Source organism: Streptomyces sp. JH34 (genome assembly GCF_029428875.1).
Taxonomy (GTDB): Bacteria; Actinomycetota; Actinomycetes; order Streptomycetales; family Streptomycetaceae; genus Streptomyces.
In genome coordinates this window covers 3,846,006-3,866,178 of record NZ_JAJSOO010000001.1, presented here as the reverse complement: position 1 = coordinate 3,866,178, position 20,173 = coordinate 3,846,006, and the positions used below count along the sequence as shown (strand labels likewise).

At 71.0% G+C, this 20,173-nt stretch carries 20 protein-coding genes; 4 read left to right on the top strand and 16 right to left on the bottom strand.

From position 1 onward, the window contains the following. Positions 1-55: 55 nt before the first annotated feature. From LWJ43_RS17210 to LWJ43_RS17165, 10 genes are all read right to left on the bottom strand, one after another. Entirely contained in the window at positions 56-469 is a 414-nt protein-coding gene (locus tag LWJ43_RS17210) for a DUF3151 domain-containing protein (protein WP_277333123.1), read from the bottom strand. A 3-nt stretch (positions 470-472) separates the two neighbouring features. Then, positions 473-1,981 (bottom strand): DHA2 family efflux MFS transporter permease subunit, encoded by a 1,509-nt coding sequence (locus LWJ43_RS17205; RefSeq protein WP_277333122.1) that lies wholly within the window; start codon positions 1,979-1,981, stop codon positions 473-475. Positions 1,982-2,085: 104 nt separating this feature from the next. Beyond that, positions 2,086-3,321 carry a MalY/PatB family protein gene (locus LWJ43_RS17200; RefSeq protein ID WP_277333121.1) on the bottom strand — a complete coding sequence of 412 codons (1,236 nt, stop codon included), beginning with the start codon at positions 3,319-3,321 and terminating at the stop codon, positions 2,086-2,088. A gap of 70 nt (positions 3,322-3,391) precedes the next feature. Beyond that, positions 3,392-4,423 (bottom strand): class II fructose-bisphosphate aldolase, encoded by a 1,032-nt coding sequence (gene fbaA, locus LWJ43_RS17195; protein ID WP_277333120.1) that lies wholly within the window; start codon positions 4,421-4,423, stop codon positions 3,392-3,394. 166 nt (positions 4,424-4,589) lie between these two features. Beyond that, positions 4,590-5,129: an orotate phosphoribosyltransferase gene (pyrE, locus tag LWJ43_RS17190; RefSeq protein WP_277333119.1), complete on the bottom strand. Its 540-nt coding sequence runs from the start codon at positions 5,127-5,129 to the stop codon at positions 4,590-4,592. A gap of 30 nt (positions 5,130-5,159) precedes the next feature. Continuing rightward, positions 5,160-5,954 carry an aldose epimerase family protein gene (locus LWJ43_RS17185; protein ID WP_277333118.1) on the bottom strand — a complete coding sequence of 265 codons (795 nt, stop codon included), beginning with the start codon at positions 5,952-5,954 and terminating at the stop codon, positions 5,160-5,162. 30 nt (positions 5,955-5,984) lie between these two features. After that, positions 5,985-6,971, bottom strand: a complete 987-nt coding sequence (locus LWJ43_RS17180; protein WP_277333117.1) for an SRPBCC domain-containing protein — start codon at positions 6,969-6,971, stop codon at positions 5,985-5,987. A gap of 118 nt (positions 6,972-7,089) precedes the next feature. After that, the gene (locus tag LWJ43_RS17175; RefSeq protein ID WP_277333116.1) at positions 7,090-8,676 is read right to left on the bottom strand and encodes a polyamine aminopropyltransferase; all 1,587 of its coding nucleotides are present in this window, start codon (positions 8,674-8,676) and stop codon (positions 7,090-7,092) included. Positions 8,677-8,783: 107 nt separating this feature from the next. After that, a complete protein-coding gene (locus tag LWJ43_RS17170) occupies positions 8,784-9,305 on the bottom strand; it encodes a DUF2617 family protein (RefSeq protein WP_277333115.1) in 522 nt (173 codons plus the stop codon). A gap of 310 nt (positions 9,306-9,615) precedes the next feature. Beyond that, positions 9,616-9,891 carry a hypothetical protein gene (locus LWJ43_RS17165; protein ID WP_277333114.1) on the bottom strand — a complete coding sequence of 92 codons (276 nt, stop codon included), beginning with the start codon at positions 9,889-9,891 and terminating at the stop codon, positions 9,616-9,618. Positions 9,892-10,017: 126 nt separating this feature from the next. Here LWJ43_RS17165 and LWJ43_RS17160 point away from each other — a divergent pair, with 126 nt between their 5' ends. Then, complete coding sequence (locus tag LWJ43_RS17160; protein ID WP_277333113.1) at positions 10,018-11,196, top strand: pyridoxal phosphate-dependent aminotransferase; 1,179 nt, start codon at positions 10,018-10,020, stop codon at positions 11,194-11,196. An 84-nt stretch (positions 11,197-11,280) separates the two neighbouring features. Here LWJ43_RS17160 and LWJ43_RS17155 read toward each other — a convergent pair whose 3' ends face one another. From LWJ43_RS17155 to clpB, 3 genes are all read right to left on the bottom strand, one after another. After that, positions 11,281-11,847, bottom strand: coding sequence for a YbjN domain-containing protein (locus LWJ43_RS17155; RefSeq protein WP_277333112.1), 567 nt, complete (start codon positions 11,845-11,847; stop codon positions 11,281-11,283). A gap of 70 nt (positions 11,848-11,917) precedes the next feature. Further along, positions 11,918-13,186 (bottom strand): MFS transporter, encoded by a 1,269-nt coding sequence (locus LWJ43_RS17150; RefSeq protein ID WP_277333111.1) that lies wholly within the window; start codon positions 13,184-13,186, stop codon positions 11,918-11,920. Positions 13,187-13,522: 336 nt separating this feature from the next. Next, positions 13,523-16,123 carry an ATP-dependent chaperone ClpB gene (gene clpB, locus LWJ43_RS17145; RefSeq protein ID WP_277333110.1) on the bottom strand — a complete coding sequence of 867 codons (2,601 nt, stop codon included), beginning with the start codon at positions 16,121-16,123 and terminating at the stop codon, positions 13,523-13,525. 137 nt (positions 16,124-16,260) lie between these two features. Here clpB and LWJ43_RS17140 point away from each other — a divergent pair, with 137 nt between their 5' ends. After that, positions 16,261-16,662: a pyridoxamine 5'-phosphate oxidase family protein gene (locus tag LWJ43_RS17140; protein ID WP_277333109.1), complete on the top strand. Its 402-nt coding sequence runs from the start codon at positions 16,261-16,263 to the stop codon at positions 16,660-16,662. A 136-nt stretch (positions 16,663-16,798) separates the two neighbouring features. Here the strand turns inward: LWJ43_RS17140 and LWJ43_RS17135 are convergent, their stop codons facing one another. Together LWJ43_RS17135 and LWJ43_RS17130 are read right to left on the bottom strand one after the other, a co-directional pair. Next, on the bottom strand, positions 16,799-17,119 hold the full coding sequence (locus tag LWJ43_RS17135) for a Rieske (2Fe-2S) protein (RefSeq protein ID WP_014155382.1): 321 nt from the start codon (positions 17,117-17,119) through the stop codon (positions 16,799-16,801). After that, positions 17,116-17,397, bottom strand: a complete 282-nt coding sequence (locus tag LWJ43_RS17130; protein WP_277333108.1) for a 5'-nucleotidase — start codon at positions 17,395-17,397, stop codon at positions 17,116-17,118. Before LWJ43_RS17130 ends, LWJ43_RS17135 begins: the two co-directional genes overlap by 4 nt. Positions 17,398-17,684: 287 nt before the next feature. Between LWJ43_RS17130 and LWJ43_RS17125 the strand changes: the two genes are divergently transcribed. Further along, positions 17,685-18,530 (top strand): helix-turn-helix transcriptional regulator, encoded by an 846-nt coding sequence (locus LWJ43_RS17125; RefSeq protein WP_385447975.1) that lies wholly within the window; start codon positions 17,685-17,687, stop codon positions 18,528-18,530. Positions 18,531-18,688: 158 nt separating this feature from the next. Next, complete coding sequence (locus LWJ43_RS17120) at positions 18,689-19,696, top strand: helix-turn-helix transcriptional regulator (protein ID WP_277333106.1); 1,008 nt, start codon at positions 18,689-18,691, stop codon at positions 19,694-19,696. Between the two features lie 29 nt (positions 19,697-19,725). Here LWJ43_RS17120 and LWJ43_RS17115 read toward each other — a convergent pair whose 3' ends face one another. Further along, complete coding sequence (locus LWJ43_RS17115) at positions 19,726-20,172, bottom strand: heat shock protein transcriptional repressor HspR (protein WP_103515805.1); 447 nt, start codon at positions 20,170-20,172, stop codon at positions 19,726-19,728. Position 20,173 lies beyond the last annotated feature (1 nt).

Sequence of the window (20,173 nt, the reverse complement as noted above, 5' to 3'; positions counted from 1 at the left end):
AACGCGTCGGGCCCCGCGGGCTGCTGCCCGCGGGGCCCGGAAGGCCGGCTTTGCCTCAGCCCAGGATGTCGGCGGCGGTCTGCGAGGAGTCGCGCAGGAACGTCGAGCAGCGCTCGTACTCCTCCTGCTCACCGATCGCCTGCGCGGCGCGCGCGAGGGCGTGCAGGGCACGCAGGAAGCCCCGGTTCGGCTCGTGCTCGAACGGAACGGGGCCGTGGCCCTTCCAGCCCGCGCGGCGCAGGGCGTCGAGGCCGCGGTGGTAGCCGGTGCGCGCGTAGGCGTAGGACTCGACGACCCGGCCGCCCTCGTACGCCTCGTCGGCGAGCTGCGCCCAGGCCAGCGAGGAGGTGGGGTACTTCGCCGCGACATCGGCGGGCGCCGTACCGCCGGCGAGCAGCTCACGCGGCTCCGGGTCGTCGGGCAGGTGGGTCGGGGCAGGGCCCCCGAGCAGGTTCTCGTGGATGGACATGGCTCAAGTGTGCCCGGACCCGGGTTCCGGCTCCAAGGGCGGGGCCGTGACCCCGCAGTGCGTCGAACACGCCGGCCGGGGTTCCGGCCGGGACACGGGAGACGCCCGCACGGCCCACCAGGCGATCACCGAGCCCGCCACCAGCAGACCGGCGCACATCGGCATGGCCCGCCGGAACGTCGAGGCGAACTCCCCCGCGTCGCGGTAGGCCTCCGGCCCCATCCCGGCCAGCAGGGGGAGCGCGGCCACCGCGAGCAGCCCGGCGGCCCGCGCCGCCGCGTTGTTGATGCCGCTGGCGAGCCCGGCCCGCCCGGTGTCCACGGCGGCCAGCACCGTCGCGGTGAGCGGGGCCACCAGGGTGACCATGCCGACACCCAGCACCAGCACGGCGGGCAGGACGTCCATGAGGTAGGAGGCGCCGGGGCCGACCCGCAGCATCAGCAGCATCCCGGCGGCCGCCAGCAGCGGGCCGACGGTGAGGGGGATCCTCGGTCCGATGCGTCGGCCGAGGTCCCCGGCCGACGCGGAGAAGAGCAGCATCAGCACCGTGGTGGGCAGGAGCGCGGTGCCCGCGCCGAGCGCCGAGTAGCCGGCGACCACCTGGAGCTGGATCGCGGACAGGAAGAAGAACCCGCCGAGGGCCGCGTACACGCAGAACGTCACGATGTTGACGGCGGTGAACTGCCGCGACGCGAAGATCGAGGGCGGCACCATGGGGGCCGTCCTGCGCCGCTCCACCCGCACGAAGGCCGCTCCCAGGACCACGCCGCCGAGCGCCGCTCCGATCACCAGGACGGACGCGCCCTGCTCCGGCACCTCGATCAGCGCGTAGGTGACCAGGGCCAGTGCGAGCGCCGCGAGGGCGGCGCCGAGGACGTCGAAGCGGCCATGGGCGTCCGGGTCCCTGGATTCCGGTACGTGGCGCAGGGCGACGGGAACGCAGACGGCGGCGAGCGGCAGATTGAGCAGGAACACCCACCGCCACCCCGGCCCGTCCACCAGCCACCCCCCGAGGAAGGGCCCGACGGCCGCCCCCACCCCGCCGAGGCCGGACCAGAGCCCCACGGCGCGGGCCCGGTCGTCGGGATGGAAGCTCGCCTGGATGATGGCCAGCGATCCGGGGGTGAGCAGCGCGCCTCCGACCCCCTGCAACGCCCGCGAGGCCACGAGTACCTCCGCGTTCGGCGCGATCCCGCACAGCAGCGAGGCGGCGGCGAACCAGACCACCCCGACGACGAACACCCGACGCCGCCCGAACCGGTCCCCGAGCGCGCCCCCGAGCAGGATCAGCCCCGCCAGGGTGAGCATGTACGCGTTGACGGTCCACTGCAGGGCGGCCAGATCGGTACCGAGGTCCTGTCCGATGCGGGGGAGGGCCACGTTGATGACCGTGGAGTCGAGCAGGGCCATGCTCGACCCGAGCACGGTGGTCAGGACGACCCAGCGCCCCACGGGCGAGGCGACCCGGATCCCGCCCCCGTCCGTGCCGTCCGTGCCGTTCACGTCAGTCATACGAGCAGCATCATCGCTGCCGGGCCCGAGAGCCATCCACCGCGCTCACCCGGTGGCTGAAACAGCCCACCCCGACCTGGAGCGGCGGGCCGCGCGGCTCCCGCCTACGCCCTCACCGCCCTCAGCCCCCGCACCAGGGCCGACACCCCCGCCGCGGCCTTGCTCCGCGGGCACCCCACGTTGAGCCGCAGGAATCCGGGCGCCCCGTACACCGAGCCCGGCATGATCGCGACCTTCTCCCGCTCGATCAGCACCCGCTGCAGCGCCTCGTCGTCCACACCCAGTGGACGCAGGTCGATCCAGGCCAGATAGCCGGCCTGCGGCGGGACCCACGCCAGCTCGGGAAACTCCGCGCCCAGCCGCTCCGCGACCATCGCCAGATTCCCCGTGACGTACGCGCGGACCGCGTCCAGCCAGGCCGCGCCCTCGCGGTACGCCGCGATGTGGGCGGTCAGCGACAGCACCGCGGGCGAGGCGAGCCCTTCGGCCGTCTCCATACGGCGCAGATACTCCGCGCGGTCGGCGGGGTCGCCGACGATCCCGTACGAACCGGTCAGCGCCGGGAAGTTGAAGGACTTCGACGCGGAGGTGATGACCGCCCAGCGCCCGCCGGCCCCACTTCCACCGTTCTCCTCACCGGCCGCGTCGGCGATCCGGGCGTACGGGACGTGCACGTGCCCTTCGTGGACGAAGTCCGCGTGGATCTCGTCGCTGACCACGGCCACACCGTGGCGACGGGCCAGCTCCGCCATCTCCCGGAGCTCGGTCTCCGTCCACACCCGCCCCGTCGGGTTGTGCGGCGAGCACAGCACCAGCACCTTCGAGTCGGCCCGTGCCAGCTCGCGTTCCAGGGCCGCGGTGTCCCCCACCGGCACACCCCGCAGCTCCCGCCCGAGCCCCAGGACCGCCTTGCGGAAACCGTCGTACGTCGGAGTGTGGACGACCACGCCCTCACCCTCGGACGTCCACATCTGCAGCAGCTGCGAGAGCTGGCTGAGCACGGACGGGCCGTAGACCAGCCGGCCGGTGTCGAGACCCGTGCCGTACCGGGTCCCGTACCAGTGGGCCACGGCCGACAGGAAGTCGTCCTGCTGCCAGGTGGTGTAGCCGAGCACTCCGTGGTCCAGGCGGGCACGCAGCGCGGCCAGGACCTCGGGCGCGGTCTCGAAATCCATGTCGGAGATGGTGAAGGGCAGCAGCCCGTCGACCCCGAAGCGGTCCGCGACGCCGTCCCACTGGACACACCAGGTGCCCCGGCGGTCGATGACGGTGTCGAAGTCGTAGCGCGCAGACGTGCTCACAGCGGTTCCCTCACTCCCTCGGACATGCCCCTCGGACATGTTCCGTCGGACATGGGTCGGGCCCGGTTCCCCGAAGGGAGACCGGGCCCGCCGTACGTCCGTGACGTACTTACTTCAGCTTGGTGCCGGCGGAACGCAGGTTGGCGCAGGCCTCCGTGACACGCACGGCCATGCCGCCCTCGGCGGACTTGCCCCAGCTGCGCGGGTCGTAGACCTTCTTGTTGCCGACCTCGCCGTCGACCTTCAGCACGCCGTCGTAGTTGCGGAACACGTGGTCCACGATCGGGCGGGTGAAGGCGTACTGGGTGTCGGTGTCGAGGTTCATCTTCACGACACCGTTCTCCAGCGCGGTGGCGATCTCCTCGGCCGTGGAGCCCGAGCCGCCGTGGAAGACGAAGTCGAACGGCTGGCTGCCGGCGGGCTTGCCGTACTTGGAGGAGACGCCCTCCTGCAGGTCCTTGAGGAGCTCCGGACGCAGGACGACGTTGCCCGGCTTGTAGACGCCGTGGACGTTGCCGAAGGACGCTGCCAGCAGGTAGCGGCCCTTCTCGCCCAGGCCCAGGGCCTCGGCGGTGCGCAGCGCGTCGTCGACGGTCGTGTACAGCTCGTCGTTGATCTCGTGCGTGACGCCGTCCTCCTCGCCACCGGTCGGGGTGATCTCGACCTCGAGGATGATCTTGGCGGCGGCGGCCTTGGCCAGCAGTTCCTGGCCGATCGACAGGTTGTCGGCGAGGGTCTCGGCCGAGCCGTCCCACATGTGCGACTGGAACAGCGGGTTCAGACCCTTGGCGACGCGCTCGGCGGAGACGTCGAGCAGCGGACGTACGTAACCGTCCAGCTTGTCCTTGGGGCAGTGGTCGGTGTGCAGCGCGACCGTGATGTCGTACTTGGCGGCGACGATGTGCGCGAACTCGGCGAGGGCTACGGCGCCCGTCACCATGTCCTTGTTGTACTGGCCGCCCAGGAATTCGGCACCACCGGTGGAGATCTGGACGATGCCGTCGCTCTCCGCCTCCGCGAAGCCGCGCAGCGCAGCGTGCAGGGTCTGGGTCGACGTCACATTGATGGCCGGGTAGGCGAACTTGCCTGCCTTCGCCCGGTCGAGCATCTCGGCGTAGACCTCGGGGGTTGCGATGGGCATCTGTCCGCTCCTTGGGATGTGCGGGTGTTCAGGCTTGGGTCCCTGACCTGGGGGCGACGTCATCGTCGCCCTCATCTTCCCAGACTCTCGCTTCGGCTCCACGCTGACCGTCGGGTAGAGCCCCCCGTTTCACGTGAAACGGGGGGCTCTCCGGGGAAGCACCAGGTCAGGCCAGGTCGAGGTCCGCCACGGAGTAGACGTGGACGTACGGCAGACCGGCCTCGGCGATCGCCGGGGCGGCACCGCGCTCCACGATCACGGCGACGGCCACGACGTCACCGCCCGCCTCGCGCACCGCCTCGACCGCGGTCAGCGGCGAGCCACCGGTCGTCGAGGTGTCCTCGACGACGAGGCAGCGGCGGCCCTTGACGTCCGTGCCCTCGATGCGGCGCTGCATCCCGTGTGCCTTCTGGGCCTTGCGGACGACGAACGCGTCGAGGTCCTCCCCGCGCGCCGCCGAGGCGTGCAGCATCGAGGTGGCCACCGGGTCGGCGCCCAGCGTCAGGCCGCCGACGCAGTCGTAGTCCAGCTCGGCGGTGGCGTCGAGCATCACCTGTCCGACCAGCGGCGCGGCCTTGCCGTCCAGCGTGATCCGGCGCAGGTCGATGTACCAGTCGGCTTCCAGACCCGAGGAGAGGGTCACCTTGCCGTGCACCACGGCCTTGTCCTTGATCTGCTGGAGCAGCTCAGCGCGTACGTCAGTCATGTCAACGAGGGTAAGCGCTGCTGTGGAGGGTCAGAGCCGTGCCCAGCTCCAGGTCGTCGTGATCTCCAGGGGCTCGATCGGGGTGACGAGCCGGGGGGCGGTGTTCAGCCCGTTCGGCGGCCCGGACTGCGGCTCGACGCAGACCGCCTCCGCCTGCTCGTCGTAGATCACCACCCACTCGTCCCGGCTCTTCACGGTCAGCTCCAGCTGTTCGGGCCAGGTGAGCTTCACGTCGACGCCCGCGGGCATTCCGAAGCAGTCGTCCCACGGGCCGGGCAGCGGGTCGATCCGGCGGCCGGTCGGCAGGTGGTCGTCGCCGCGCTCCTCCTGCCACTCCGCGTCGAAGGCCATCCGCACGTCCTGGCCGCCGAGGTTCCGGAGGAACCAGGGGTGCCACCCGGCCTGCGCGGGGAAGGAGTCGCCGTAGGTCTCGATGCCGAGGCTCAGCGTCAGCGATTCCCCGGTCAGCTCGAAGGACTGCGTCACCCGGCCCTCGTACGGCCACGGGTCGGCCAGATCGTAGAAGAAGGCCGCTTCCGACTCGCCCTGCCGGGCCTGCTTCCAGGAGGTGTCGCGGCCGGTGCCGTGGATGGCGTGCGGCGGGGAGTTCAGCGGCATCTGATGCACCGCGCCGCCACTGCGGAACCGGCCGTTCTCGGTGCGACCGCACCAGGGCACCATGGGGAAGCAGCCGTACCGCTCCCCCTGGCGAAGCAGTTCGGTTCCCCCGATCCGCAGGCTGCTGATCCGGCAGCCGTGGACGGGGTCAACGGTCAATTCGACGTCGCCGGCGGTCAGCCGGGCGTTCTTCACAACTCTGCTCACCCCCCGACACTACTGGCGCGGGGCGTTCCTCTACGGCCTCCTGCGTCGCAGGGCCCTGCCCACCACCACGGCGGAGGCGATCGCCAGGGCGGCGGCCGGGGCGGCCCAGCGCAGGGTGATACCGGCGGCACCGGACTCCGGCGAGGGCACGGGGGCGTACCGGCCGCGCGGCGGGGCGTGGTCGACCTCCTCCGTGCTGCGACCGATCATGGTGCGGCGGGCATGGGCGGCCTCGGCGGGCGGCTCGTCCGGCACGGTGAACTCCATTTCGGCGGAAGGGTCGAGCGGCGGGGGCGGCACGGGCGCGTCGAACACGGACTCCCGGTCCGCGGGCTCCCTGGCCCCGGACTTCTCGTCCCCGGACTTCTTGTCCCCGGACTCCTCGGACCTGAACTCCGCGGCTCCGGAGTTCTCGTCCCCGGAGATCTCGTCCCCGGGGATCTCGTCCCCGGACGCCGACGGCTCGGGACCGTCGGGGGACCGCTCCCCGGAAGCCGGCGCTTCGGCGTCACCGGCCGCCGGCGGCCTGGACTCAGCGGCGCCGGATCCCCCCGCGCCGGGCTCCGGGGGGCCGGCCTGTGTCGAGAGGGACTCCGTCACCAACTGCTGCGTGAATCGGTCCAGCAGCCGCTGCGCGGCGGTGAGTGCCGCCGACGCGTCCAGGTCCACGATGCGGCCGTCACCGCTCGCCGTGCCGCTGTATCCGATCGTCGTTCCGCCGTCCGTCTCCGTGAGGCCGATGGTCAGCGCCAGCTTCGCCGCGCCCCCGCCCCGTGCCTCCGCCCCCTCCCCGCTCACGGAGAAGGAGCCACCACCGCCGGACGGCCGCAGCGTCAGTGCCCCGCGATACGTGATCGTGTGGCCGTCGGCCCGGAACTTCAGCCGGCCCGCCAACGGGCCCGCCGACGACTCGGCGTCCTGCTGGAACCCCGGCACGCAGCGCGCGACGCGGGCGGGATCGGCCAGCGTCCGCCGCAGGGCCGGGACCGGAACCGGAACGAACACCTCATGCTCCATACCGCCCGAGCCTACTCAGCCCCGGCGGTCCCGTCAGCGCTTCCACACCCCCTGCACCGTGCGTACCGCACGGACCCAGCCGCTCCGAGGTTCCTCGTCCGCACCGCGGGGGCCGGTATCAGTACCGCGGGTGGACCAGTGTCGACGGAAGGACCCCGCGCTGCCGGACCTTCTCCACGGCACGCCGGCCGGCCAGCAGCTCCCGCTCCCCCAGCGTCCGCAGGGCGGGCGCCCCCGGATCCATGCCGAGCCGGCCCACCGTCCTGCGGGCGGCGAGGACGAATCCCCAGTCACGCGGCGCGTCCGCCCCGTCCCTGACCCGGCCCGGGCCGGCGGCGAATCCGGTGAGGCGCCCGCCGACGCCGTACGGCCTGGTCGCCAGTCCGCCCGCCCGTACCGACGCCTCCACCGTCCAGAACGTCGTCGGTCTGCTGCCCGGCGGCCCCGCGTGCACCACCAGCCGGCCGTCCGGATCCAGCGCCCCGGCGACCAGGCCGTAGAACTCGGCCGAGTAGAGCTTCGTGCTCGCCGTGATCCCCGGGTCGGGAAGGTCCGAGATCACCACGTCGTAGCGGTCGTGGGCCGTCCGCAGCCAGGTGAAGGCGTCCCCGGAGACCGTCCTCAGCCGGGGGTCACCGAACGCGTGCCCGTTCAGCCGGGAGAGCGCCGGATCCGTCCGGGCCAACCGGGTGACGGCCGGATCGAGCTCGACCAGCACGACGGACGTGACGTCCGGATAGCGCAGCACTTCACGGGCGGCCAGTCCGTCGCCCCCGCCCAGGATCAGCACCCGCCGGTGGGCCCCCTTCATCGCCGGATGCACGAGCGCCTCGTGGAAGCGGTACTCGTCCCGCGAGCTGACCCGGAGCCGCCCGTCCAGGTAGAGGTCCAGAGCGCCGCTCCCCGGGCCGGTGAGGACGATCTCCTGCAGATCCGTCTGCACGGCGACCCGCACCTCGTTCCCGTACACCGCGCGCCGCGCCGCCCGCTCGAAGTCGTCGACCAGGACGGAGGCCGTGGCCAGCAGGGCGATCACCGCGCCGTTCACGACGACGAGCAGCAGGCGTGAGCGCGGGTTCAGGTCGCGACGGAACACCCAGAGCACCAGGGCCAGGCCCGCCGCCGCGTTGACCGCACCGGTGAACAGCGCCCCGGTCAGCTGCCCCATCATCGGCAGCAGGAGGAACGGGAAGGCCAGCCCGCCCACCAGCGCGCCCACGTAGTCGGCGGCGAAGAGGTCTGCCACCGCCCCGCCCGCGTCCTGCCGGTCCACCCGCTGGATCAGCGTCATCAGCAACGGGATCTCCGCGCCGATCAGGACCCCGATCACGAGCGAGAACCCCACCAGCGCGTAGCGCGACTCGCCGAGCCAGGCGAAGGAGGCGTACAGGATGAGCGCCGACGAACCGCCGACGAGCGCGAGAGCCGCTTCGAGCAGGCCGAACCCCACGGCGGCCCGGGTACGTAAACGTTTCGCGAGCAGGGACCCGATGCCCATCGCGAACACCATCACGGACAGCACGACCGAGGCCTGAGTGACCGAGTCACCGATCAGGTACGAGGCCAGAGCGACCAGTTCCAGCTCGTACACCAGACCGCAGGCGGCACAGACGAAGACCACGGCCAGCACGAGGAACCTGCCGGTCCTCGGCCGGACGGGAAGGCGTGGCGCGCCCCCTCGCAGCGGCGTCTGCTGGTCGATCATGAAAAGAACGCTACGTGACCGGCACGTCGCCGCTTGTCACCCACAAGGGTGCAAGTGACGCGCATCGGACCCGGCGCGCACCACCCGGAGGAGGTCGCGCACTCCCGTCACGACACCCCTGCGGGGATCCGCGCCCCCACCCTGGTCCGGGTGATCACCAACTGCCCTTCCTGCGGATACGCGTGCCAGGTACGCCAGCACACCTCGCCCTGCGCCCGCTGCGCGAGCATCGCGGTGAAGGCGTACGGACTGCCGGGAAACGTCCCCGCCAGTCCGTGCGGATGGTCGGCCACGAGCGCGAGCAACTCCTGCGCGCGCCCGGCGAACGAGCCCTCCGAGAGCGTCTCGACGCGCGCCGCGAACTCGTAGTCCCAGTCACCCACGCTCTCGGCGACCCCCAGCGGCAGCGGCGTGCTGCTGCCCGGCATGCAGGCGACGGTCTCGGAGCAGGTCCGGCGCTCCTCCTCCAGCAGCACCTGGTGGGAGGCGCCGAGCAGCCTCAACTGGACTTTTGCGCCCGCGAGTTCGAGGTCGAGTACAGCGAGGGCGGGCAGCGGCTCCCGCCCGAGCGTCCATGCGAGATCGGCGGCTCGGGTGTCGGAGTAGGCGGTCTGGAGGGTCGTGAGCATGGATGGGCTCCGCAAAGCGCACAGGGACACATGGACAGGAGGCAACCCCGTGCGGGACACGCGGGGAGAGGGTGCCCTATCCGGCCCAACTCGGGCCCGGGGGCTGAATGTTCTCCACATCGATGCAATCACGAAGTACGTCGCGCTCACAGCGTTTTTACCCAACTTGCCGTGGTTTCCATCCCTCAGGGGGCAGGACGGTTCACCTGTTCCCTCGCTCCCAACAAAAAGGTGTCCGGCGGGAGTTGGATCCCACCGGACACCTCATGCACACCCGTCCCGCCCCTTCGCGCGCGAGGAGGGGACGGTCTCAGTTGCCCCCACCACCACCGCAGCCTCCGCCACCTCCGCCGCAGCTGCTGCCGCCCCCGCAGGAGTGCCCGCCGGAGTCGCCGACGCCGCCGTCCCCACCGCCGCTGTCGCCGGCCCACCAGCTGCCGCCTCCGCCTCCCCCGCCGCTGTCCGAGCCTCGGCGTCCCGCCCGCCCGGAACGGCCGGCCGACGGCTTCTTCCGGCCACCCGACGCCAGTGCGGCGATCCCCACCACCACGATCACCAGAAACACGATGAAGACGAACAACCCCATCGACCTCACATCCCTCTGTCCCCCGAAGCGAGGTCCCCGCTTCTTGACTGGCCGTTGGATTCCCGCGCCCCGCCGGGCCCAAAGCAGACTTGAGCAACTCCAGAGCTTCGGCACAGGATGGCGCCCATGACACACGGACGACCGCTTCTCAACCGCCGCCTCACCGAGTTCGGCACGACGATCTTCGCGGAGATGTCGGCGCTGGCCGTGCGGACCGGATCGATCAATCTCGGCCAGGGCTTCCCGGACACCGACGGGCCCGAGGAGATCCGGGAGGCCGCGGTCCGCGCCCTGCGCGCCGGTCACGGCAACCAGTACCCGCCGGGTCCCGGCGTCCCCGAGCTGCGCTCCGCGATCACGGAGCACCAGCGGCGGCACTACGGGCTGGAGTACGACCCCGACGCCGAGGTCCTGGTCACCACGGGCGCCACGGAGGCGGTCGCCGCCTCCCTGCTGGCCCTCCTGGAGCCCGGCGACGAGGTCATCGCCCTGGAGCCGTACTACGACTCGTACGCCGCCTGCATCGCCATGGCCGGCGGCACCCGCGTCCCCGTCACGCTCCGGCCCCACGAGGGCGCCTACCGGCTCGATCTGGACGAACTGCGCGCCGCCGTCACACCCCGCACCCGGCTGATCCTGCTCAACACCCCGCACAACCCGACCGGCACCGTGCTGACCCGCGACGAGCTGGCGGCCGTCGCCGCACTCGCCTGCGAGCGGGACCTCCTCGTCGTCACCGACGAGGTCTACGAACACCTCGTCTTCGAGGGCGAGCACATCCCCCTCGCGTCCTTCCCCGGCATGCGGGAGCGCACGGTCACCATCAGCAGCGCCGGCAAGACGTTCTCACTGACGGGCTGGAAGATCGGCTGGATCACCGCGAGCCCGGAGCTGGTCACCGCGGTCCGTTCCGCCAAACAGTTCCTGACGTACGTCTCCGGCGGGCCCTTCCAGTACGCCGTCGCCGACGCCCTGCGGCTGCCCGACAGCTACTTCGACGACCTGCGCACGGACCTGCGCGCCAAGCGTGACCTGCTGAGCGCGGGCCTCACCGAGGCCGGATTCGAGGTGTACCGCCCCGCCGGGACGTACTTCGTCACCACCGACGTCCGCCCGCTCGGCGAGACGGACGGCTTCGCCTTCTGCCGGGCGCTCCCCGAGCGATGCGGAGTCGTCGCCGTCCCCAACGCGGTCTTCTACGACCACCGCGAACAGGGCGCGCCCTTCGTGCGCTTCGCGTTCTGCAAGCGCACGGAGGTACTCACCGAGGCCGTGTCCCGGCTCAAGGGCCTGAAGGCGGTCTGAGCGCACACGGCGGAGGCCCGGGACAGGACCCCGGCCGCACCGGCCGGGCCCTGTCCCGGGCCTCCGTCGCACTTCTCCGCCGGATCAGGCGTCCGGGGTCTGCTCCGCACCGCCGTCGCGGGCCTCGCCCTCGGCCTCCTTGTCGGAGACCTCCAGGCCCAGGCGCTCCACGAGCCACTTGTCGAACTCGATCGAGGCCCGCACCCAGCTGACCGTCGAGGAGACGAAGTGCTCCAGGCTGACACCGGTGCCGATGAGCATCTGCGCCTCACCGACCAGCCGCACGGAGCCCGCGACACCCTCCTCGCCCTCGTGGGCGTGGGTGTAGACCTTGGGCCACAGGGTGCGGCGGTTCCAGTCGTCGATCGCGTCGAGCAGGACGGGACGCAGGTCCAGGTCGTGGGGGCGGTCGTAGAAGGTCCGGACCGAGAAGACCTGCTGCTCCTCCTCGCCGCGGAACATGAAGTACGTCCGGAAGTCTTCCCACGGCGCGGCGAGGTCGCCCTCGTCGTCGACGACGAACTTCAGCTCCATCTGCTCGAGAAGCTGCTTGACGAGGTCCTGGTCGGGGACCACGGGGCCCTCGGGTCCTGCCGCCTGCGGTTCGGGCTGGCCCCCGAAGTTGGGGATCGAGGACGGGTCGATAGACATCGCTGGGTACTCCTGTGGATCGCACGTGGTTTCCTGGCTCCGACACTAGCCGCGATCGCGGCCGGTAGTCCTACGCGCTCAGGGGAATCGTCCCCGCGCTCGTTCCCCGGGCCCGCGACCAGGAAACCGCGACCAGGACCGCGCAGAGCGTTCCCACGAGTCCGGCCCCCCCGATCGTCTGCGTCGAGGAGCCTGAGAGCTCCGCCGCGAGGCCGCCCCCGGCGACGCCGATGCCCTGCATGACGGTCAGCCCCGACCTGGCCAGCCCCAGTGCCTGACCGCGCTGACCGGCCGGGGTGAGCAGGACGAAGGTCGACCCCGCGGTGATCTGGTACGCGGAACAGATGCCCGAGACCACCAGCACCAGCAGGGCCACCCCCACTCCGGGGCCGGCCCAGTAGACGACCAGTGGAAGGTTCGCGCCCACGGCGAGCGGTCCGAGGAGCCGTCTGCGCCGCTCGACGTCGAATCCCGGCCGCCCGAGAAGGGCAGCGCCCAGGACCATGCCCGCGGGATGGGCTGCGAGCAGGAGCCCCACCGACGCGGCGCCTCCTCCGGCCTCCTCCGCGAAGGGGGCGGCGAGGCCCTCCGGCAGCACGATGAACCCGGCCAGCCAGCCGAGCGCCACCAGCGACCGCAGCCTGGGGTCCGACCAGATCAGCGCGGCGGCCTTCCCCACCTGGGTATGCATCCGCTTGGGCGCGGCGCCGGCGTCCGCGTCCACCGGCCGTGCCTTCACTCCCAGCCTGATCAGGACCGCTGAGATCACGAACGTCAGTGCGTTGAGCCCCAGGGCGAGGTGGCTGCCCAGCCACACGACGAGCACCCCGCCGGCGGCGAAACCCACCAGCTGTCCGGCCTGGTGCGTGATCATCATGACCCGCTGCCCCTGCTCGTACAGGCGCTCCCCGAGGACGGCCGGCATCAGGGCACCCTGCGACGCCCCGAAGGGCGCCTCGGCGAGCTGTGCCAGCACCAGCAGCCCGGCCAGCAGCGGCAAGGGCGTTCCGGGCAGGGCCATCAGTCCCACGAGGACGGCGCGCACCAGGTCGCACCCGATCATGACCGTACGCCGGGGGAAGCGGTCGGCGAGGCCGGAGAGCAGCACTCCGGACAGCAGGGCGGGCAGGCTCGTCAGCGCGTAGGTCGCCGCGGTCCAGCCGGCCGACTCGGTGCGTTCGAAGACCAGCAGGGAGAGTGCCACCCGCGCCAGCTGGTCCCCCAGGACCGACTGCGCATAAGCCGTCCACAGCGTGCGAAATTCGCTCAGGCGAATGAGACTGGTACTTCCGTAATCCTTCGGCTCCGCACTCGCCTCACCGGGTATCCGCTCCGTCATGCACGCACCTTACCGGTTTCCCAATTCGGGACAGCCGCCCTTACCGGTAAGGAAAAGGGCCCGGAGTGTCCCGATATCGCGCAGGGCGCGATCATTCGCACACCCTTCCCTCAGGCCACGGGTGAGGGCGAAGATATGTATCGTCCCGGTACAAAAAACAACGGCCGAACCGTGCCGCATCCGCCATTCAGCCATGGAATGGAAATTTTCGTCTCAGATTCGCGGACGGCCGGACCGTTGAAGCGTGCCGGATGCACACATCAATACGGTCGAGCCGCACACACAGGTGTCCCCGACCGGGACGCGAGGTCGTCCGGCCGGGGACACGGGAAACGGCTACAGGGTCTTCGCCGCCGGCGCGGAACCCACGGTCAGTCCGTCACCGGCCCGGTCCACCCGGACCGTGTCGCCGTCCCTGACCTCACCGGCGAGGATCTCCTTCGCGAGCCGGTCGCCGATCGCCGTCTGGATGAGGCGGCGCAGCGGCCGGGCCCCGTACGCCGGGTCGTTGCCCTCCTCGGCGAGCCAGGCGAGGGCGTCCGGGGTGACGTCCAGCCGGATGCGGCGGTCGGCCAGCCGGTCGGCGAGACGGGCGACCTGGAGTCCGGCGATGTGGGCCAGCTCGTCCCCGGAGAGGGCGGAGAAGACGACCAGGTCGTCGAGCCGGTTGAGGAACTCCGGCTTGAACGAGGCCCGTACGACCTCCAGCACCTGCTCCCTCTTCACCTCGGGCCCGGTCAGCGGGTCCACCAGGAACTGGCTGCCCAGGTTCGACGTGAGGACCAGGATGGTGTTGCGGAAGTCCACCGTCCGGCCCTGCCCGTCGGTGAGCCGCCCGTCGTCGAGCACCTGGAGCAGGATGTCGAAGACCTCGGGGTGGGCCTTCTCGACCTCGTCCAGCAGCACGACGCTGTACGGGCGGCGGCGGACCGCCTCCGTGAGCTGGCCGCCCTCCTCGTAGCCGACGTAACCGGGCGGGGCGCCGACCAGCCGGGCGACGCTGTGCTTCTCGCCGTACTCGCTCATGTCGATGCGGACCATGGCCCGCTCGTCGTCGAACAGGAAGTCCGCGAGCGCCTTGGCCAGCTCCGTCTTGCCGACCCCGGTCGGGCCGAGGAAGAGGAACGAGCCGGTGGGCCGGTCGGGGTCGGCGATCCCCGCACGGGTGCGGCGCACGGCGTCCGACACGGCCCGGACGGCCTCGCTCTGCCCGATCAGTCGCCTGCCCAGCTCGGACTCCATGCGCAGGAGCTTCTGGGTCTCGCCCTCCAGCAGGCGTCCGGCCGGGATGCCGGTCCACGCGCCGACCACGTCGGCGATGTCGTCCGGGCCGACCTCCTCCTTGACCATGGTGTCGACGGCGGCCTCCTGCTCGGCCTCGTCCGCCTCGGCCAGCTCGCGCTCCAGCCCGGGGATCTCCCCGTAGAGCAGCTTGGACGCGGTGTCGAAGTCGCCGTCGCGCTGGGCACGCTCGGCCTGGCCGCGCAGCTCGTCGAGGCGCTCCTTGAGCTCACCGACGCGGTTCAGTCCCTGCTTCTCCTTCTCCCAGCGGGCGGTGAGGCCGCGCAGCTCCTCCTCCTTGTCGGCGAGGTCGCGGCGGATCTTCTCCAGTCGCTGCTTGGAGCCCTGGTCGGTCTCGTTCTTGAGCGCCAGCTCCTCCATGTGCAGCCGGTCCACGGAGCGCTGGAGCTCGTCGATCTCCAGGGGTGAGGAGTCGATCTCCATGCGGAGCCGGGAGGCCGCCTCGTCGACGAGGTCGATCGCCTTGTCGGGGAGGAAGCGGGAGGTGATGTAGCGGTCCGACAGGGTCGCGGCGGCCACCAGCGAGGAGTCGGCGATCTGGACCTTGTGGTGCGCCTCGTAACGGCCCTTGAGGCCACGCAGGATCGCGATGGTGTCCTCGACGGACGGCTCGGCGACCAGGACCTGCTGGAAGCGGCGCTCCAGTGCGGGGTCCTTCTCGATGCGCTCGCGGTACTCGTCGAGCGTGGTGGCGCCGACCATCCGCAGCTCACCCCGGGCGAGCATCGGCTTCAGCATGTTGCCCGCGTCCATCGCGGAGTCGCCGCCGGCACCGGCGCCGACGACGGTGTGCAGCTCGTCGATGAAGGTGATGATCCGGCCGTCGCTCTCCTTGATCTCGGACAGGACGGTCTTGAGGCGTTCCTCGAACTCGCCGCGGTACTTGGCGCCCGCGACCATCGCACCGAGGTCCAGCGAGACGAGCCGCTTGTTCCGCAGGGACTCGGGGACGTCGCCCTTGACGATGCGCTGGGCGAGTCCCTCGACCACGGCCGTCTTGCCGACGCCGGGCTCACCGATGAGCACGGGGTTGTTCTTCGTGCGGCGCGACAGCACCTGCACGACGCGGCGGATCTCCTGGTCACGGCCGATGACCGGATCGAGCTTGCCCTCGCGGGCGGCGGCCGTGAAGTCCGTACCGAACTTCTCCAGCGCCTTGTACTGGCCCTCGGGGTCGGGAGTGGTCACCCGGCGCCCTCCCCTGCTCTTCTCGAATGCGTCCAGCAGCTTCTTCGCGCCGGCTCCCTGCCCGTCGAGGATCTCACCGACGCGGCCGCCCTTCGCCGCGACGGCGATGAGCAGGTGCTCGGTGGAGAGGTAGTCGTCACCGAGCTCCTTGGCTCGCTGATCGGCGTCGGCGAGGACGGCCAGCAGCTCGCGGCTGGGCTGGGGCGGCGCGACGGTCGACCCGGTGACGCTCGGCAGCGCGCCGAGGAGCCGCTCGGTCTCCTCGCGCACGGCCACCTGGTCGGCCTCGACGGAGGCGAGCAGGTCGGTGATGTTCGCGTTGTCCTCACCCGCGAGCAGAGCGAGCAGCAGATGCCCGGGGGTCAGATCCGGATGTCCGTCCTTGACGGCCCTGCCGGTGGCCGCGTTGAGGGCGTCCCGGCTCTTGTTGGTCAGCTCGGCGTCCACGGGCGCTGTCTCCTCCTCGTACTGGGGGTTCTCGGAACCATGACTCCAACAACGGGTACAAAGTTGAGTCTATTCCACTCAAGGCTGGTCCGGCACCTCCCCGGGCCGCCCGCCCCGCCTCTCTCTAGGCTGGCCCCATGCCTGACGTACGCAACCCCGGCCCCGAGTACCTCGCCTTCTGGCGCGAGCGCCACGTGTGCACCCTGACCACGCTCCGCGCGGACGGCACACCACACGTGGTGCCCGTCGGCGTGACCTACGACCCGGAGACGCGGATCGCCCGCGTCATCACGGGTGGGAACACCAGGAAGGCAGCCCACGTCCTGGCGGCGGGACCCGAGGGGGCGCGGGTCGCGGTCTGCCAGATGCAGGGGCGCCGCTGGGCGACCCTGGAGGGCCGGGCGGTGGTGCGCACGGAGCCCGAAGCGGTCGAGGACGCGGTACGCCGCTACGCGGAGCGCTACGAGCGCACCCCGCGGCACAACCCGGAGCGGGTCGTCATCGAGATCGCCGTCGACAGGGCGCTCGGAAAAGGCTGAACAAACGCCCGGAAGCGGGCTCGGGGAATTCCGAGGAATATATCCGGGCAGCACAACGGCGCCACCGTGTTCAGGTCACGATGGCGCCGTTGTGTGGGGGAAGTGCCCGAACGACATGGAACGACGGGGGAATCGTTCAGGCACTGCGGGGGGTGGCGGAAATGGTTTCTGGTTCGAACAGCTCGTGGTCGCGCTGGTCGAGATTCACGAAAATCATGCCGTACCGCACGGCACATCGAACAGGCTGCGGCGCTCCGCGGGGCCGGCGAAGACAGCGATAGGCACGGATGTCGTCATCCGTTTCCATCACGACGACGATCGGCTCTCCGAACAGGGTGACCATCAACGAATCGCCCTGGCGGGTCAGCGCCGTGAGCAGATCGATGAAATGCCACCCTGAGCGATACGCCGTGGCCATCTCCCGCCGGAAGGTGCGGTCGTCCGGTGGGGTGGTCATGCCGCAGTGCCGGCCGGAGCCGTACCCCAGGTGATGTCACTTGGAGCGGAACCCCAGGTGATGTCCCCCGAAGCGGCACCCCAGGTGATGTCGGTCGGGGCCGCTCCCCAGGTGATGTCACCCGAAGCCGCACCCCAGGTGATGTCGGTCGGGGCCGCTCCCCAGGTGATGTCCCCGGATACCGCAGTCGCCTGCTCGGCCGGCGCAGCCCCCCAGGTGATGTCATGGACACCCAACGCACCGTAGGCCAGGGCCCCCACGAAAGCTGTGGCAAGCACCGAGCGAAGCATTCGCTTAGACATTTCGGCTTCGTCCTCACTTGATGGATTCATCTCCCCCGCTCTCAAGACGATGTCTCACGCGGACACGCAAGCACCACTGGATCGATGCATCATGTTCTTGCACGTTCAGGAACATGGGGGGTGGAGATATGGATACATGCGACTCAAATGGGGCACATCGGCACGGGATCACCCAACTATGCGATGCGGGGCAGCGTCTCTACGCGAGCGCGCTGCGCTCCGGCCGCATACCGCGTTCGGAGGTGGAGCCCGCTCCGTGCCTGATGGACTTCGCCCTGCTCCACCCCGACCCCGACGACGCCGACTGGCTACGCCCCGTGCCACCTTCGGCCGCCCTCGCCCAGCGGCTGCACCCCATCGAGAGGGAGATCCAGGAGCGCAGACGCCATTCCCTGGAACTCACCGAGTCCTTCGAACCTTTCATGGACATCAGCGCGCAGGATCCGCCCACGACGCACGCAATCACCGTGCTCGAAGGCGGCACCCGCATCAACGCGGCCATCGACGTGGCCACGGCCGAGTGCCGCAGCGAAGTACTCACCGTGCAGCCCGGCGGAGCCCGTAGCGAGGACATCCTCAGCAAGGGGCTCGAGCGCGGGACGGCCGTGGTGGACCGCGGTGTCAGCATCCGCACCCTCTACCAGCACACGGTCCGCCATCACCACGGGACGTTCGCGTACGCGGAGCGGCTCGCCGAGGGCGTCGAGATCCGGACGCTGGAGGAGCTCGTGCAGCGCATGCTCATCTTCGACCGCGCCGTCGCCTTCATTCCCGCGCAGGACGACCTGACGGTCGCGCTGGAACTCCGGCACCCGGGTCTCGTCTCCTACCTGATCAACGTCTTCGAGCAACTCTGGCAACGCGCCACTCCCCTGATGGAGGACGTCTCGTACACCCCGACTCCCGCCGGAATCAGCGGGGTACAGCGCTCCATCGCCCAACTGCTCGTCGAAGGGCATGTGGACGACTCCATAGCGCGGAGACTGGGGATGAACGTCCGCACGTGCCGGGCGCACATAGCCAAGCTCAACGCCGCCCTCGGCAGCGGCAGTCGTGCCCAGCTCGGCTACCTCATCTCGCAGTCGGGGATCCTGGACCAGAAGAACTGACGGCCGGCGCTCCGCCGAGCGGGGCGCCGCCACCGGTGGCGCCCGGAACGGCCCGCGTCCCGTTGGGACCTCCCGGCCACCGCGCCTCCACCCTCCACCAGGCCACTACTCTTGCGCCACCGGCAACTTGTTGCAGTGCACGAAGCGGGGGCTCCCAGATGGGAACAGAACCGGCGCAACCGCCGCACCGTCACGGACCCGGAGAACTCTGCGCTCCCGCACTCGAACTGTACGAGCGGGCACTGCGCCAGGGCGGGATCGCCCGTCAGGAGCTCGGCGCCGCACCGTGTCTCACCACCGGCGCGCTGGTCCAGGCCGACCCCTGGGACGAGCACTGGCTGCGCCCGGTCCCGCCGTCCGCCGCCCTGTCCCTCCTCCTGCAGCCGCTCACACGCGAGATCGACGAGCGCGTGGAGCAGACGCTCCGGCTGACCCGGTCGCTCGCGCCCCTGGCCGCCATCGCCAACGGCGACCCCCAGCTGGCCATCACCATGCTGGAGGGGCCCGAGGCGATACGGACGGCCATCCAGGAGGCCACCGCCCGGACCGCCGACGAGGTCCTGACGGCGCAGCCGGGAAGCACCCGGCCCCAGGCCACCCTGCGGGCGGCCCTGGACAACGCCACGACCGCCATCGGCCGGGGTGCCGGGCTCCGTCACATCTACCAGCACCCGGCGCGCTACAGCACGCAGGTCAGGGACTACCTGCGTCAAGTGCCCGCCGAGTCCCTCCAGGTGCGCACCACCGAGCTGACCGTGGAGCGGCTGCTCATCTTCGACCGCGCGGTGGCCTTCATCCCCGCCACCACCGACCGCAGTGCGGCGCTGCAGATCCGCCACCCCGCGCTCGTCCGCTATCTGGTCCAGGTCTACGAGGTCCTGTGGGCGCAGGCCACCCCGCTCGCGGAGCAGCTTCCCGGGCCCGCGACGGGGTTGCGGGTCACGGCCGTGCAGCAGAGCGTCGCCCGGCTCCTCAGCGAGGGCCACGTCGACGACGTGGTCGCCCGCAAGCTGGGCATCAGCGTCCGCACGTGCCGCTCCCACATCGCCAGGCTCACGCAGGCCCTCGGCGCCACCAGCCGGACCCATCTCGGGGTCCTGATCGTGCGGTCCGGCATCGTGGACGCCGCCGCGACCACGCGGAAGGGGCCCGTACCGGAGTCGTGAGACTCCGGTACGGGCCCCTGACGGGCCGCTCAGTCCTTGGCCCTCTTGGGCCGCCAGACCACCAGCGCGCTCGTCTGCTGCACGTCCTGGTACGGCACCAGGTCACGCCGGTAGGAGGCGTGCACCTGGGCCTCACGCTGCTGCATGGCCACGGCCGCGCCGTCCACCGCCGCCGAGAGCTCGGCGACGCGCTGCTGGAGCGCCGCGACCTGGTTCTCCAGCTCGATGATCCGCTTGATGCCCGCGAGGTTGATGCCCTCGTCCTGCGACAACTGCTGCACGGTGCGCAGCAGTTCGATGTCACGGGCCGAGTAACGGCGGCCGCGCCCCGCCGTCCGGTCGGGTGAGACCAGACCCAGGCGGTCGTACTGGCGCAGTGTCTGCGGGTGCAGGCCCGAGAGCTGGGCCGCGATCGAGATCACGTAGACCGGCGATTCGTCGGTCAGCTGGTACGGATTGCGTCGACGGCCGTCCATC